The sequence below is a fragment of the Pseudomonas sp. HMWF021 genome (assembly GCF_003061005.1).
Classification (GTDB): Bacteria; Pseudomonadota; Gammaproteobacteria; order Pseudomonadales; family Pseudomonadaceae; genus Aquipseudomonas.
The window spans coordinates 77,270-92,349 of sequence record NZ_QAIK01000164.1; the positions used below are offsets into that span (position 1 = coordinate 77,270).

Below are 15,080 nucleotides of genomic sequence, written 5' to 3' on the forward strand. Positions count from 1 at the left end.
GATCGGCGGCGATCAGGGATTTGGCGGGGCGATCTTGCTCAGTAGCGAAACGGCCTTGCGCAGCGGTGCGGGGATGGTTTCGCTGGCGACCCGGCCGGAACATGTCCCGGCAGCGCTGACGCGGATCCCGGAAGTCATGGTGCTGGGCACGTCCTCGGCCAATCAGTTGATGGGGCTGCTGGAAAAGGTTTCGGTGCTGGTGGTCGGCCCGGGTCTCGGGCAGGCGAGTTGGGGCAGGGCGCTGCTGTCCGCGGCCGTCAATGCGCCATTGCCGCAGGTATGGGACGCCGACGCGCTGAATCTGCTGGCAAGCGGTTTTGTCAGCCTCCCCAAGGATTGCGTGATCACGCCGCATCCGGGCGAGGCGGCGCGCCTGCTGGGGATCAGCATTGAACAAGTGCAGGCAGATCGCCCGGCAGCCGCAGGGGCGTTGAGCAAAAAATACTCGGCCGTCGTCGTGCTCAAGGGCGCCGGCAGCCTCATCGCCCATCCCGATGGGCGTCTGGCACTGTGTCATCAGGGCCATCCGGCCATGGCCACTGCTGGCCTGGGCGATGTGCTCGCGGGATTGATCGGCGCTTTGCTGGCTCAGGGTATGGACGGCTACGATGCCGCCTGCCTGGCAGTCTGGCTGCACGCCAATGCCGGCGCGCAACAAGGTAAATTCGGCCGTGGACTGGCGGCCAGCGATCTGATTCCAGTCATTCGTCAGTTGTTGGAGGAGCATGCACCGTGTCTGAAGTAACCCTGTACCTGGCCGATGAACAGGCCATGAGCGACTTTGGCGCACGGATCGCCCGCGTTACCCAGGGCCACGGCCTGATTTTTCTCGAAGGTAACCTGGGCATGGGCAAAACCACCCTGTCGCGGGGGATCATTCGCGGGTTGGGGCATGTCGGCGCGGTAAAAAGTCCGACCTTCACTCTGGTCGAACCCTACGAGATCGGTGAGGTGCGCGCCTTCCACTTCGACCTGTATCGTCTGGTCGATCCGGAGGAGCTGGAGTTTCTCGGCATCCGCGACTATTTCGAAGACGACGCCCTGTGCCTGATCGAGTGGCCCGATAAAGGTGCAGGCTTTTTGCCAAAGCCTGACCTGACCATTACCATTAGCCCGCAAGACAGCGGGCGTTCGCTGAAAATTTTATCCCAGGGCTCGCGTGGCGAGGCCTGGTGTGCCGCTTTGGCATTGGAATCCAATTAAATGATGGGGTTAGGTATGCGCTTTCGCGCGTTGGTGGCTGCCGTTGGACTGATGTTGATGGCAGTGACCGTCAACGCTGTGGCCGAGACAAAGGTCAACAGCGTGCGCCTGTGGCGGGCGCCGGACAACACGCGACTGGTCTTCGACCTGAGCGGCCCGGTGCAGCACAGCGTCTTCACCCTGACCGCACCGGACCGGCTGGTGATCGACATCAATGGCGCCACTCTGGGGGCGCCGCTGAAAGTCTCGACCGCCAACACGCCAATCACCGCGATGCGCTCGGCCCAACGCACGCCGACCGACCTGCGGGTGGTCATCGACCTGAAAAAAGCCGTCACCCCGAAAAGTTTCTCGCTGGCGCCGAACGCGCAGTACGGCAATCGCCTGGTGGTCGACCTGTTCGACAACCCGGCCGATGCCGCGCCGCCGCCAGCCCCGACGCCATCGGTCGCCACCGTGCCGGCAGTGCCGGTAACGCCTTCGGAACCAGCGATCAAGTTGCCACCGGCTCCGGCCGGCAAGCGCGACATCATTGTGGTAATCGACGCTGGCCACGGCGGCGAAGACCCGGGTGCGTCCGGTTCGCGCGGGCAGCGTGAGAAAGATGTGGTGCTGCAGATCGCCCGCGAGCTGCAGCGTCAGGTCAACGGCATGAAAGGTTTCCGCGCCGAGCTGACCCGTACCGGTGACTACTTCATCCCGTTGCGTGGCCGTACCGAAATCGCCCGCAAAAAGGGCGCCGACCTGTTCGTTTCGATCCACGCCGACGCCGCACCGTCCGCGGCAGCCTTCGGCGCCTCGGTGTTTGCCCTGTCCGATCGCGGCGCGACGTCGGAGACCGCCCGTTGGCTGGCCGACAGCGAAAACCGTTCCGACCTGATCGGTGGTGCCGGCAACGTCAGCCTCGACGACAAGGACCGCATGCTTGCTGGCGTGCTGCTCGACCTGTCGATGACCGCTTCGCTGACCTCCAGCCTCAACGTCGGCCAGAAAGTCCTGACCAACATCGGCCGCGTGACCCCGTTGCACAAGCAGCGTGTGGAACAGGCCGGGTTCATGGTGCTGAAGTCGCCGGACATCCCGTCGATCCTCGTCGAAACCGGATTCATCTCCAACGCCAACGAAGCGAACAAGCTCTCGGCATCCAGCCACCAGCAGGCGCTGGCGCGTTCGATCAGCAGCGGCGTGCGGCAGTTCTTCCAGCAGAACCCGCCACCGGGCACCTACATTGCCTGGCTGCGCGATTCCGGCAAGATTGCCCAAGGCCCGCGCGATCACCGCGTGAGCCCGGGTGAAACACTGGCGATGATCGCCGTGCGTTATCAGGTGTCGCCCGCCACCCTGCGCAGCGCCAACAACCTTGGCAGCGATGAGCTGAAAGTCGGTCAGCACCTGACCATTCCCGGCACCGAACTGGCGTCCAAAGAATGAACCAGGTGTTGAACGCCGCACGCATTGAACTGCTCAGCCCACGGCTGGCGAACCAGATCGCCGCCGGTGAGGTAGTCGAGCGCCCGGCCTCGGTGATCAAGGAGTTGCTGGAAAACAGCCTCGATTCCGGTGCCAGGCGCATCGACGTCGATGTCGAGCAGGGCGGCGTCAAGCTGCTGCGGGTACGCGATGACGGCAGCGGCATTTCCGCCGACGACTTGCCGCTGGCCCTGGCCCGTCACGCCACCAGCAAGATCCGCAACCTCGAAGACCTCGAACAGGTAATGAGTCTGGGCTTCCGTGGTGAGGCGCTGGCGTCGATCAGTTCCGTGGCGCGCCTGACCCTGACCTCGCGCACCCGCGATGCCGAACAGGCCTGGCAGGTGGAGACCGAAGGTCGCGACATGGCGCCCCGCGTTCAGCCGGCAGCGCATCCGGTCGGCACCTCGGTTGAAGTGCGCGACCTGTTCTTCAATACCCCGGCGCGACGCAAGTTTCTCAAGACCGAAAAAACCGAATTCGATCACCTGCAAGAAGTGATCAAGCGTCTGGCGCTGGCGCGTTTCGACGTGGCCTTCCATCTGCGCCATAACGGCAAGACCATCCTCAGCCTGCACGAGGCCCACGATGATGCGGCCCGCGCCCGGCGTGTGGCGGCGATCTGCGGTTCGGGTTTCCTGGAACAGGCGCTGCCGATCGAGATCGAGCGCAATGGTCTGCACCTGTGGGGCTGGGTCGGGTTGCCGACCTTCAACCGCAGTCAGGCGGACTTGCAGTATTTCTTCGTGAATGGCCGCGCGGTGCGCGACAAACTGGTGGCCCACGCGGTGCGTCAGGCTTATCGCGATGTGCTGTTCAATGGGCGTCATCCGACGTTTGCGCTGTTTTTCGAGGTCGATCCGGCGGCGGTGGACGTCAACGTGCACCCGACCAAGCACGAAGTACGTTTCCGTGACGGGCGCATGGTGCATGACTTCCTTTACGGCACGTTGCACCGCGCGCTGGGTGATGTGCGCCCGGAAGATCAACTGGCCGGTTCAGTGACGACTGCGGTTGTGCGGCCAACGGGCATCGAGGCCGGTGAGTTCGGCCCGCAGGGCGAAATGCGTCTGGCGGCCAACGCGCTGCTGGAGCAGCCGCAGGCGCAACCGGCGTTCAATACCTCGTCGGGCGCCAGTGCTGGCGGCGCTTATCAGTATCAGTACACGCCGCGTCCGCAATCGGCGATGCCGCCGGCCGCCGAAGCTCAAGCTGCTTATCGCGAGTTTTTCGCGCCGCTGCCCGAGGCCAATGCCAACGCGCTGCCGGCCGGTCAGGAAGACATTCCGCCGCTCGGCTACGCGCTGGCGCAGCTCAAGGGCATCTATATTCTCTCCGAGAACGCCCAAGGGCTGGTGCTGGTGGACATGCACGCCGCGCACGAGCGGATCATGTACGAACGCCTGAAAATCGCCATGGCCAGCGAAGGTCTCAGCGGTCAGCCGCTGCTGGTGCCGGAGTCGCTGGCGGTCAGTCAGCGTGAGGCCGATTGCGCCGAAGAGCACGCCGCATGGTTCCAGCGTCTGGGTTTCGAGCTGCAGCGTCTAGGCCCGGAAACATTGGCGATCCGCCAGATTCCGGCCCTGCTCAAGCAGGCCGAGGCCAATCGGCTGGTGGGTGACGTGCTGTCGGACCTGATGGAATACGGCACCAGCGACCGGATTCAGGCACACCTGAACGAACTGCTCGGCACCATGGCCTGCCACGGCGCGATTCGCGCCAACCGGCGCCTGGCGTTGCCGGAAATGAACGGCCTGCTGCGCGACATGGAAAACACCGAGCGCAGCGGTCAATGCAACCATGGCCGACCGACCTGGACCCAACTGGGCCTGGACGATCTGGACAAACTGTTCCTGCGCGGTCGTTGATGAGCCAGCTTCCTCCAGCGATTTTCCTGATGGGCCCGACCGCTGCGGGCAAGACCGACCTGGCCATCGAGCTGACCAAGGTGCTGCCGTGCGAGTTGATCAGCGTCGATTCGGCGCTGGTCTATCGCGGCATGGACATCGGCACCGCCAAGCCGTCGAAAGAACTGCTGGCCGAATTCCCGCATCGGCTGATCGATATTCTCGATCCGGCCGAGGCCTATTCGGCCGCCGATTTTCGCCGCGATGCCCTGCAAGCGATGGCTGAAATCACCGCGCGCGGGAAAATTCCGCTGCTGGTGGGCGGCACCATGCTCTATTACAAAGCGTTGGTTGATGGTCTGGCGGACATGCCGGCGGCCGATCCCGACGTCCGTGCGCAAATCGAAGAAGAGGCTGCACGCCTTGGCTGGCAAGCCCTGCACGATCAATTGGCGATCATCGATCCGGTCTCGGCGGCGCGCATTCACCCCAACGACCCGCAGCGCCTGAGTCGGGCGCTGGAGGTTTATCGGGTCAGCGGTCAGAGCATGACTGCGCTGCGTCAGCAACAATCTGCGCAAAGTACTGAAGCAGCCGCTTCGGGACGGCAACAATTGCCCTATACTGTCGCGAACTTGGCCATTGCTCCGGCAAATCGCCAGGTACTGCACGAGCGCATTAAACAAAGATTCACAAATATGCTGGAACAGGGATTCATCGACGAGGTCGTAGCCCTGCGTAATAGAAGTGACCTGCATTCGGGGTTGCCGTCTATACGTGCGGTAGGCTACCGCCAAGTCTGGGATTACCTGGATGGCAAGCTGTCGTTAGCCGAAATGCAGGAACGCGGCATCATTGCCACGCGTCAATTGGCCAAGCGCCAGTTCACCTGGCTGCGCAGCTGGGAAGAACTGCACTGGCTGGACAGTCTTGATTGCGACAATCTGCCACGCGCCTTGAAATACCTTGGGACCATCTCCATATTGAGCTGAGTCCTTGCAATTGCCGTCTATCCTTGGGGGTGTGACGGCCAAAGCCATCTGAATTACCTATTTTTTATTATTGAATCCTTAAAGGAGTGCGGCACATGTCAAAAGGGCATTCGCTACAAGACCCTTACTTGAATACTTTACGTAAAGAGAAAGTCGGGGTTTCCATCTACCTGGTCAACGGCATCAAACTGCAAGGCACGATCGAGTCGTTCGACCAGTTCGTTATCCTGCTGAAAAACACCGTCAGCCAGATGGTTTACAAACACGCTATCTCTACCGTCGTGCCAGTACGTCCGATTCGTCTGCCTAGCGCAACCGAAAGCGAACAGGGCGACGCTGATCCAGCTCCGGGTAACGCCTGATAGGAGTCTCCTTTGTTCTTTGAGCGCCACGGTGGTGGTGAGCGGGTCATTCTCGTTCACTTGGAAGGTCAGGACCCTGAGGCGCGCGAAGATCCGCAGGAGTTTCAGGAATTGGCTAATTCGGCGGGTGCCGAGACCGTTGCGTTTTTTAACGTACCGCGTCATCGGCCAACCGCCAAATTCCTGATTGGCAGCGGCAAGGTCGAAGAATTACGCGACCTGGTCCATGCCGAGAAGGCCGATCTGGTGATTTTCAATCACATCCTCACGCCCAGTCAGGAACGTAACCTCGAACGTGTTTTCGAGTGTCGCGTAATCGACCGTACCGGCCTGATTCTCGATATTTTCGCCCAGCGCGCCCGTACCCATGAAGGCAAGCTCCAGGTAGAACTGGCCCAGCTTGACCATATGAGCACCCGCCTGGTTCGCGGCTGGACTCACCTTGAACGTCAGGGTGGCGGTATCGGCATGCGTGGTCCGGGTGAAACCCAGCTCGAAACCGACCGGCGTCTGCTGCGGGTTCGCCTGCGTCAGATCAAGGGTCGCCTGGAAAAAGTACGCAGCCAGCGCGAGCAATCGCGACGCGGCCGCTCCCGCGCAGATATCCCTACCGTGTCTCTGGTGGGCTATACCAACGCCGGCAAATCCACGCTGTTCAATAACGTGACCAAGTCCGAGGTGTACGCGGCCGACCAGTTGTTCGCCACACTGGACCCGACCCTGCGCCGTCTGGAACTGGACGACCTGGGGCCGATCGTGCTGGCCGACACGGTAGGTTTCATACGTCACTTGCCGCACAAGCTGGTCGAGGCATTTCGGTCTACGCTCGAAGAGTCGAGCAATTCCGACCTGCTGTTGCACGTGATTGATGCGGCCGAACCGGATCGCATGCTGCAGATCGAGCAGGTGATGGTGGTGCTGGGCGAGATCGGAGCCCAGGACTTGCCGATCCTCGAGGTATACAACAAACTCGATTTGCTTGAAGGCGTTGAGCCACAGATCCAGCGCGATGCCGATGGCAAACCGCAGCGGGTCTGGCTGTCGGCGCGCGATGGCACGGGGCTGGAACTGCTTGAACAGGCCATTGCCGAGTTGCTGGGCAGTGATCTGTTTGTGGGCACTTTGCGCTTGCCGCAACGGTTCGCTCGACTGCGTGCGCAGTTCTTCGAACTCGGTGCGGTGCAGAAAGAAGAGCATGACGAAGAAGGCATCTGCCTGCTGGCCGTTCGTTTGCCCCGGGTCGAGTTGAATCGACTGGTAAGCCGCGAGGGATTGCAGCCGATGGAATTCATCGAGCAACACACTTTGCAATAAAAGCCTGGCAAAGCGGTTGTGCCGCAACGGCAGGCATTCTGTAGCATTGGTCGGCGCGCCGTGGGTGCGTCTTTGCTTTATCAGATGGAGAGCGCTATGGCTTGGAATGAGCCGGGTGGCAACTCGAATAATCAGGATCCTTGGGGTGGCAAGCGCCGCAATAACGGCGACCGCAAGGGACCACCGGATCTCGACGAGGCCTTCCGAAAGCTGCAGGAAAGCCTGAACGGGTTGTTCGGTGGTGGTAAGAAACGCGGTGGTGATGACGGCGGTGGTTCGGGCAGGAGTGGCGGCGGCTTCGGCGGCCTGCTCGGCATTGGCCTCGTGGTGCTGGCGGCTGTCTGGCTGTACAGCGCGGTCTATGTGGTCGACGAGCAGGAGCAAGCCGTGGTGCTGCGCTTCGGCAAGTACTACGAGACTGTCGGCCCCGGCCTGAACATCTACTTCCCACCGATCGACAAGAAGTACATGGAAAACGTCACGCGTGAGCGTGCCTACACCAAGCAGGGCCAGATGCTGACCGAAGACGAGAACATCGTCGAAGTGCCGCTGACCGTGCAGTACAAGATCAGCAACCTGCAGGACTTCGTGCTGAACGTCGATCAGCCGGAAATCAGCCTGCAGCATGCGACTGACAGCGCCCTGCGCCATGTGGTGGGTTCCACCGCCATGGACCAGGTGCTGACCGAAGGTCGTGAATTGATGGCCAGCGAAATCAAGGAGCGTCTGCAACGTTTCCTCGATACCTATCGCACCGGTATCACCGTTACCCAGGTCAACGTACAGAGCGCAGCGGCACCGCGTGAAGTGCAGGAAGCCTTTGACGACGTGATCCGCGCCCGTGAAGACGAGCAGCGTTCGCGCAACCAGGCGGAAACCTACGCCAACGGCGTCGTGCCGGAAGCCCGTGGTCAGGCCCAGCGTATCCTCGAGGATGCCAACGGTTATCGTGACGAAACGGTCTCGCGCGCCAAGGGTGAGGCTGACCGCTTCACCAAACTGGTCGCCGAGTATCGCAAGGCCCCTGAAGTCACCCGCCAGCGTCTGTACCTGGACACCATGCAGGAAGTCTTCAGCAACACCAGCAAGGTACTCGTGACCGGCAACAAGAACGGCCAGAGCAACCTGCTTTACTTGCCGTTGGACAAGATGATCCAGAACAGTTCGGGCAGCAATGCACCGGTCACCGGTTCGGCTGCCGCCAGCAATAACACGGACGTCACGCCGCATGTCACTGACCTGCCGCAGACACGTACAAGGGAGACCCGCTGATGAGCAATAAATCGCTGATCGCCCTGATCGTTGGCGTTGTCGTGGTGCTGGTGGGCTGGAACTGCTTCTACATCGTGGCTCAGACCGAGCGCGCGGTGTTGCTGCAATTCGGTCGTGTGGTTCAGGCCGATGTTCAGCCGGGCCTGCATGTGAAGGTGCCTTACGTTAACCAGGTGCGTAAATTTGACGCACGTCTGATGACGCTGGATGCACCGACGCAGCGTTTCCTGACCCTGGAAAAGAAAGCCGTGATGGTCGATGCCTACGCCAAGTGGCGCGTGAAAGATGCCGAGCGCTTCTACACCGCGACTTCCGGCCTCAAGCAGATCGCCGACGAGCGTCTGTCCCGTCGTCTGGAGTCCGGTCTGCGTGACCAGTTCGGCAAGCGCACCCTGCACGAAGTGGTGTCGGGTGAGCGTGACGCATTGATGGCTGACATCACTGCCTCGCTGAACAAGATGGCGGAAAAAGAGCTGGGTATCGAAGTCGTCGATGTCCGGGTCAAGGCCATCGATCTGCCGAAAGAAGTTAACCGCAGCGTGTTCGAGCGTATGAGCACCGAGCGTGAGCGTGAAGCTCGCGAGCACCGCGCCAAGGGCAACGAGCTGGCCGAAGGCATCCGTGCCGACGCCGATCGTCAACGCCGCGTGCTGCTGGCTGAAGCCTATCGTGAATCCGAAGAGATTCGCGGTGACGGCGATGCCCAGGCCGCTGCGATCTACTCCAAGGCCTACGGTCAGGATCAGGAGTTCTACGGTTTCTACCGCAGCCTGCGTGCCTACCGTGAAAGCTTCGCGAACAAATCCGACGTCATGGTCCTGGACCCAAGCAGCGACTTCTTCCATTACCTGGAAAAGTCCAAGCCTTGATACGACGTTGACCTGAATCACTCCGCCCGGCGGCTAAAACCTCGGGCGGGGTGATCCTTTGGGAAAACGTGTGTATGATGCGGCAGCCGGGAAATTCCCGGCTTTTTTGCGTCTGCACGTTTGATTGCTGTTTTTTGTTGCAGGCATCGGGTTGAATGGCCCGAGCGTTTTTCGAGGAAAGTGATGGGCGAAGCCGGTAACAGGCCTTTCGCCGCGTCGTTCATGCGCGTGCGTTTTGAACGGACCGGTCATTTTCTGCTTCACTCAAGGCTTGCCCGCAGGCTGGCCGCCCGGATCAAAGGGGAATGGCGTAATGGCAACGGTAGACCGCTGGCTGCTGCCAGATGGCATCGAAGAAGTACTGCCACCGGAAGCGGCGCGCATTGAAGTCGCGCGTCGTCAGGTGTTGGATCTGTTCCAGAGCTGGGGTTACGAGTTTGTCGTGACTCCCCATATCGAGTACCTGGAATCCCTGCTGACCGGTGCGGGCCAGGACCTGGATCTGCGTACCTTCAAGGTCATCGACCCGCAATCGGGTCGGCAGATGGGTTTCCGTGCCGACATCACGCCGCAAGTGGCGCGCATCGATGCGCACACCCTGCGTCGTGAAGGTCCGAGCCGTCTGTGCTACGCCGGCAGCGTGCTGCATGCCCAGCCGCGTGCACTGTCGTCCTCGCGCAGCCCGATTCAGCTGGGCGCCGAGTTGTACGGCGACGCCAGCCCGAGCAGCGACGTGGAAGTCATCAGCCTGATGCTGGCCATGCTGCAACTGGCCGATGTGCCGGATGTGCACATGGACCTTGGCCATGTCGGCATCTACCGTGGGCTGGCGCGTGCCGCCGGTCTGTCCGGTGAAGTCGAGCAACAGTTGTTCGATGCATTGCAACGCAAGGCCATCGACGAGGTCATTACCCTGACCGAAGGCCTGCCGGCGGATCTGTCCGGCATGCTGCGGGCGCTGGTTGACCTGTGTGGCGGCCGTGAAGTGCTGAGCGCCGCCCGTGAGCGTCTGGCCAATGCGCCGGCGCCGGTACTGGCCGCGCTGGAAGATTTGCTGGCGATCGCCGAGCGTCTGTCGGTGCGTTTCCCCGATCTGCCGCTGTACTTCGATCTGGGCGAGCTGCGCGGTTACCACTACCACACCGGTGTGGTGTTTGCGGTGTTTGTGCCAGGCGTTGGCCAGTCCATCGCTCAGGGCGGTCGTTACGACGACATCGGCGCCGACTTCGGTCGTGCCCGTCCGGCGACCGGTTTCTCTACCGATTTGAAAACCCTGGTGACCCTGGGGCGTGCTGAGATCGAGCTACCGTCTGGCGGTATCTGGATGCCTGACAGTACGGATGCGGCACTCTGGCAGCAGGTTTGCCAGTTGCGCAGTGAGGGTCAGCGTGTCGTTCAGGCATTGCCTGGACAACCTTTGGCCGCCGCCCGTGATGCGGACTGCGACCGGCAATTGATTCAGCAGAACGGGCTTTGGCAAGTATCGCCACTGGCTTCTTGAGTTTTCCTGCCGGCCATCGCCGGCACCAAGTTTGCGCGAATGAGGACAAGTGTTATGGGTAAGAATGTCGTAGTCCTGGGCACCCAATGGGGTGATGAGGGCAAAGGCAAGATCGTTGATCTGCTGACCGAACATGCTGCCGCCGTAGTGCGCTACCAAGGTGGCCACAACGCTGGCCACACCCTGGTGATCGACGGCGAAAAAACCGTTTTGCACCTGATTCCTTCGGGCGTGCTGCGCGAAGGCGTGCAGTGCCTGATCGGCAACGGCGTGGTGGTTGCACCTGACGCCCTGCTGCGTGAGATCACCAAGCTGGAAGAGAAAGGCGTACCGGTGCGCGAGCGCCTGCGTATCAGCCCGTCCTGCCCGCTGATCCTGTCCTTCCACGTGGCGCTGGACCAGGCCCGTGAAAAAGCCCGTGGCGAGCTGAAGATCGGTACCACCGGTCGCGGCATCGGCCCGGCTTACGAAGACAAGGTTGCACGTCGTGGTCTGCGCGTGGGCGACCTGCTCAACATGCCGCGCTTCGAAGACAAGCTGCGTGAACTGGTGGATTACCACAACTTCATGCTGGTCGGTTACTACAAAGAACCGGCCATCGAGTTCGAAAAGACCCTGGCCGAGTGCAAGGAATACGCCGAGCTGCTCAAGCCACTGATGCTCGACGTGACTGCCGAGCTGCACGACCTGCGTCGCGCCGGCAAGGACATCATGTTCGAAGGCGCCCAGGGTTCGTTGCTCGACATCGACCACGGTACCTACCCGTACGTGACCAGCTCCAACACCACCGCCGGTGGCGTGGCGACCGGTTCGGGCGTTGGCCCGATGTTCCTGGACTACATCCTGGGCATCACCAAGGCTTACACCACTCGCGTCGGTTCGGGTCCATTCCCGACTGAGCTGTTCGACGACGTGGGCGCACACCTGGCCAAGCAAGGTCACGAGTTCGGCGCGACCACCGGCCGTGCCCGTCGTTGCGGCTGGTTCGACGCCGTTATCCTGCGTCGCGCTATCGACGTGAACAGCATTTCGGGCATCTGCCTGACCAAGCTGGACGTCCTCGATGGTCTGGAAACCATCAACATCTGCACCGGCTACAAAGACGCGCAAGGCAATGCCGTGGCGCCGACCGACGCCGACAGCTACGTAGGCCTGCAGCCTGTGTACGAAGAAGTGCCGGGCTGGACCGAATCGACCGTGGGTGCCAAGACCCTGGAAGAGCTGCCAGCCAACGCTCGTGCCTACATCAAGCGCGTTGAAGAGTTGATCGGCGCACCGATCGACATTATTTCGACGGGCCCGGATCGCAACGAAACCATCGTTCTGCGTCATCCGTTCGCTTGATAAGTCGTTGATGTAAAAAACAAAGGCCCCTTCATCGGGGCCTTTGTCGTTTATGCCTGTTGGACGGCATGACCTTTGCTGTAAATCTTCCTACAAGAGTGCCATCAAATTAATGGCGTCAGAAGTAGAGGGATTCACAGTGTCGGCCGTTCTCTCACTGTTACAAAGCCGTTTGTTGCGGCCCGTGTTCGTTACCCTTGGTATCGCCCTTTTGGTGCAAGTGCTGGTGGCAGTCGCCCTGACACGAAGCACGGTCACGGCGCTGGAGGCTGATCTCGGTACTCGCCTGGGTGCCGACAGCCAAAAGCTGTCCGGTGAGCTGGAGCAGGCCGGGCGTGAAGTGACCTCAAGCCTGGACAGCCTTTCCTCGAGTACCCGTCAGCGTCTGACCGCCGGCCTGTCTTCTCGTCTGAAGGAAGAACAGGCGCAACTGCGTACGACATTGGAAAAGGACCTGAAGGATTCGGCCAACGACATGGCTCAGTTGCTCGCCTCGGTGGCGCCGCGCGCCATGTGGGATAGCGACGTGCCGACCCTGTCGGAGTTCGCCCGCCGTGCCCAGCGCAATCCCAACGTGCTGTTCGTGGTTTACGACGACGCCACCGGTCAGCACCTGACGCGTTACCTGAATCGCGAAAACCCGATCAACAAGGCCTTGCTGGAAAAAGGCCAGGGCGAGCGTGCGCTGGACAAGGTGCTGGACGCGGCGAAAAACGATCCGTCGGTCTACTACCTCGAAGCCTCGATCAACCCCAACGGCGTGGAAATCGGCAAAGTGCTGATGGGCGTCTCGACCGCTTCGGTGGACACCGATCTGGCCGCGCTCGACCAACGCTTCTCGGCGCTGATCGCCAGCAGCGATCAACTGGTGGGCGACAGCCTCAAGGGCGCCGCCGCCGACAGCGCTGCGGCAATGCGCGCGCGGCTGCAGTCGGCGCAATCCACAGCTGCCGAGATGAAGGCCAATACCGCAAGTACCGTGCAGGACGCGGCGGCGACCTTGCGCTGGCGCATCGGCATGGGGTTGGCACTGGTGGGCTGCGGCGTGCTGTTGTTGCTGGCCGTGGTGCTGGGGCATCGGGTGGTCAATCGCCTGAAGATGCTCAACGCAGCGATGGACGATCTGGCGGCAGGCGAGGGCGACCTGACCAAGCGCGTGCAGATCAACAGCAAGGACGAAATCGGCGACATGGCCTCGGCGGTCAATCGCTTTGTGGATAAGTTGCAGCCGATCGTGCGCGAGGCGGGCGACGTGGCCCAGCGTACCGGCGTGGAAATCGGCGCGATGACGTTGCGCAATGCCGGTGCCGATGCGGCCGCCGGGATGCAGCGCGACGAGGTTGCGGAGAGCCTGCGCGCACTGTCGCAAATGGCCGACGAGGCGCAATCGGAAAGCCACGCCATGCAGGCGGCGTTGAAACAGGTGGTGGATATTCGCCAGGCCACCGACGAAAACACCCGCACTTCGGCGAAGGTCGGCAGCCTGATCGAGGCGTTGGCCGGGCAGGTCGACACCGGGGCGAAAGTCATCGAGCGGCTGGCACAACAAAGTGAACAGATCGAAGTGGTGCTGACGGTGATTCACGGGATCGCCGAGCAGACCAACCTGCTGGCCCTGAATGCGGCGATCGAAGCGGCGCGGGCCGGCGAGACGGGACGCGGTTTTGCCGTGGTCGCGGACGAGGTGCGCGCCTTGGCGAGCAAGACGCAAAGCTCGACCGGTGACATTCAGGCGCACATCGTCGCGTTGCAGCAGGGCGCGCGTGAGGCGGTAGAAGCAATCGGCCAGGCCGGGCGTCAGGCTAGCGAAGGTTTGCTGGTGTTACGCGACAGCGCGCGGCTGCAGCAGTCGGTGCAGGCCTCGGTCGAGCAGGTGCACGCGGCAATCGGTCTGGCGACGCAGGCGGCAGCGCACCAGGCGCAGGGCGCGCAGGCAGTGCGCGGGCGGGTCGAGACGATTCATGCCCAGGCCGAGAAAGCGGCACAAGCGGTGGTGGAGACCACTGCCAGTGGCAAGGTGCTGGATGGGCTGGCGGCGCAGTTGAAGGCGAGCCTGGGGCAGTTCAGGGCTTAAATCAAAAAATCGCAGCCTGCGGCAGCTCCTACATGGGGATTTGCATTTCCCTGTAGGAGCTGCCGCAGGCTGCGATCTTTTAGCGGCTCAGGTACATCCGCGTCGTCAGCAAATACACCGGCAGCCCGGAGACCACAATCAACAGCGCCGCATAAGGCGCCGCCGCCGCAAACTCGACATTCGCCGTATGCGCCCAGACCTCGGTCGCCAGCGTGTTAAGCCCGGTCGGGCTCAGCAGCAGCGTCGCCGTCAGTTCCTTCATCGCATCCAGAAACACCAGCGCAAACGCCGCGCCCAGCGCCGGGAAGATGATCGGCAGGGTCACCCGGCAAAACGCCGTGAACGACGAAGCCCCCAGCGTGCGGGCCGCTTCTTCCAGTTGCGGCGCAGCCTTGTTCAGCGCCGTGCGAATCGGTGCCTGCGCCAACGGCAGAAACAGCAGCGCATAGGCGATCAGCAGCAACGTCGAGGTCTGGTACAGCACTGGCACGTAATGCAGGGCGAAATACACCAGCGTCAGCGCAATCACCAGCCCCGGCAAGGCGTGCAGCAGATACGGCAGGCGTTCGGCCCAGATCGCCAGTTGGCCCTTGTAACGCACCACCAGCAGCCCGACCGGCACCGCCAGCAGCAGGCACAGCGCTGCGCCACCCAGCGACAATGCCAGCGACGACAGCAGAGCTTCGGTGATCGCCGCGACCGGGAACGCTGCCGATGAGCCCACCGCCAGCCAGTACGCGAGCATGCCCAGCGGAATGCCGCTGCCGACAATCGCCAGCAACAGGCAATACAACTGACCGGCAACCGCCCACGGTCCCAACCGCACTTGCTC

13 protein-coding genes are annotated in these 15,080 nt (G+C 61.9%); 12 read left to right on the plus strand and 1 reads right to left on the minus strand.

Annotation, left to right across the window (positions count from 1 at the left end):
* The 12 genes from DBR18_RS29800 to DBR18_RS23735 form a co-directional block, all read left to right on the plus strand.
* On the plus strand, positions 1–745 hold a 745-nt coding region (locus DBR18_RS29800), incomplete at its 5' end, for an NAD(P)H-hydrate dehydratase (RefSeq protein ID WP_256588882.1).
* On the plus strand, positions 733–1,203 hold the full coding sequence (tsaE, locus tag DBR18_RS23685) for a tRNA (adenosine(37)-N6)-threonylcarbamoyltransferase complex ATPase subunit type 1 TsaE (protein ID WP_108592141.1): 471 nt from the start codon (positions 733–735) through the stop codon (positions 1,201–1,203). The genes DBR18_RS29800 and tsaE, both read left to right, overlap by 13 nt.
* A gap of 51 nt (positions 1,204–1,254) precedes the next feature.
* Entirely contained in the window at positions 1,255–2,634 is a 1,380-nt protein-coding gene (locus DBR18_RS23690; RefSeq protein WP_371921139.1) for an N-acetylmuramoyl-L-alanine amidase, read from the plus strand.
* A gap of 5 nt (positions 2,635–2,639) precedes the next feature.
* On the plus strand, positions 2,640–4,541 hold the full coding sequence (gene mutL / locus DBR18_RS23695; RefSeq protein ID WP_177482429.1) for a DNA mismatch repair endonuclease MutL: 1,902 nt from the start codon (positions 2,640–2,642) through the stop codon (positions 4,539–4,541).
* On the plus strand, positions 4,541–5,512 hold the full coding sequence (miaA, locus tag DBR18_RS23700) for a tRNA (adenosine(37)-N6)-dimethylallyltransferase MiaA (RefSeq protein ID WP_108592144.1): 972 nt from the start codon (positions 4,541–4,543) through the stop codon (positions 5,510–5,512). The genes mutL and miaA overlap by 1 nt, the downstream gene beginning before the upstream one ends.
* A gap of 95 nt (positions 5,513–5,607) precedes the next feature.
* Entirely contained in the window at positions 5,608–5,874 is a 267-nt protein-coding gene (hfq, locus tag DBR18_RS23705; RefSeq protein ID WP_108592145.1) for an RNA chaperone Hfq, read from the plus strand.
* Between the two features lie 12 nt (positions 5,875–5,886).
* On the plus strand, positions 5,887–7,188 hold the full coding sequence (gene hflX, locus DBR18_RS23710; protein ID WP_003221114.1) for a ribosome rescue GTPase HflX: 1,302 nt from the start codon (positions 5,887–5,889) through the stop codon (positions 7,186–7,188).
* A gap of 96 nt (positions 7,189–7,284) precedes the next feature.
* On the plus strand, positions 7,285–8,460 hold the full coding sequence (gene hflK, locus DBR18_RS23715) for an FtsH protease activity modulator HflK (RefSeq protein WP_108592146.1): 1,176 nt from the start codon (positions 7,285–7,287) through the stop codon (positions 8,458–8,460).
* The gene (gene hflC, locus DBR18_RS23720) at positions 8,460–9,329 is read left to right on the plus strand and encodes a protease modulator HflC (RefSeq protein ID WP_007967437.1); all 870 of its coding nucleotides are present in this window, start codon (positions 8,460–8,462) and stop codon (positions 9,327–9,329) included. The genes hflK and hflC overlap by 1 nt, the downstream gene beginning before the upstream one ends.
* Before the next feature lie 313 nt (positions 9,330–9,642).
* Positions 9,643–10,830, plus strand: a complete 1,188-nt coding sequence (locus DBR18_RS23725; RefSeq protein ID WP_108592147.1) for an ATP phosphoribosyltransferase regulatory subunit — start codon at positions 9,643–9,645, stop codon at positions 10,828–10,830.
* A gap of 54 nt (positions 10,831–10,884) precedes the next feature.
* Positions 10,885–12,174 (plus strand): adenylosuccinate synthase, encoded by a 1,290-nt coding sequence (locus DBR18_RS23730; RefSeq protein ID WP_003221122.1) that lies wholly within the window; start codon positions 10,885–10,887, stop codon positions 12,172–12,174.
* A gap of 139 nt (positions 12,175–12,313) precedes the next feature.
* A complete protein-coding gene (locus tag DBR18_RS23735; RefSeq protein ID WP_108592148.1) occupies positions 12,314–14,248 on the plus strand; it encodes a methyl-accepting chemotaxis protein in 1,935 nt (644 codons plus the stop codon).
* Between the two features lie 79 nt (positions 14,249–14,327).
* Here the strand turns inward: DBR18_RS23735 and DBR18_RS29805 are convergent.
* The coding region (locus DBR18_RS29805; RefSeq protein ID WP_256588889.1) for an iron ABC transporter permease at positions 14,328–15,080 on the minus strand (753 nt) is incomplete at its 5' end.

What these genes read in the sequence shown, in the direction of transcription:
- DBR18_RS23690 (WP_371921139.1), top strand. Translation starts at nt 1,255, where the DNA reads ATGTTGATGGCAGTGACCGTCAACGCTGTGGCCGAGACAAAGGTCAAC.
- miaA (WP_108592144.1), top strand. Translation starts at nt 4,541, where the DNA reads ATGAGCCAGCTTCCTCCAGCGATTTTCCTGATGGGCCCGACCGCTGCG.
- hfq (WP_108592145.1), top strand. Translation starts at nt 5,608, where the DNA reads ATGTCAAAAGGGCATTCGCTACAAGACCCTTACTTGAATACTTTACGT.
- hflK (WP_108592146.1), top strand. Translation starts at nt 7,285, where the DNA reads ATGGCTTGGAATGAGCCGGGTGGCAACTCGAATAATCAGGATCCTTGG.
- hflC (WP_007967437.1), top strand. Translation starts at nt 8,460, where the DNA reads ATGAGCAATAAATCGCTGATCGCCCTGATCGTTGGCGTTGTCGTGGTG.
- DBR18_RS23725 (WP_108592147.1), top strand. Translation starts at nt 9,643, where the DNA reads ATGGCAACGGTAGACCGCTGGCTGCTGCCAGATGGCATCGAAGAAGTA.
- DBR18_RS23730 (WP_003221122.1), top strand. Translation starts at nt 10,885, where the DNA reads ATGGGTAAGAATGTCGTAGTCCTGGGCACCCAATGGGGTGATGAGGGC.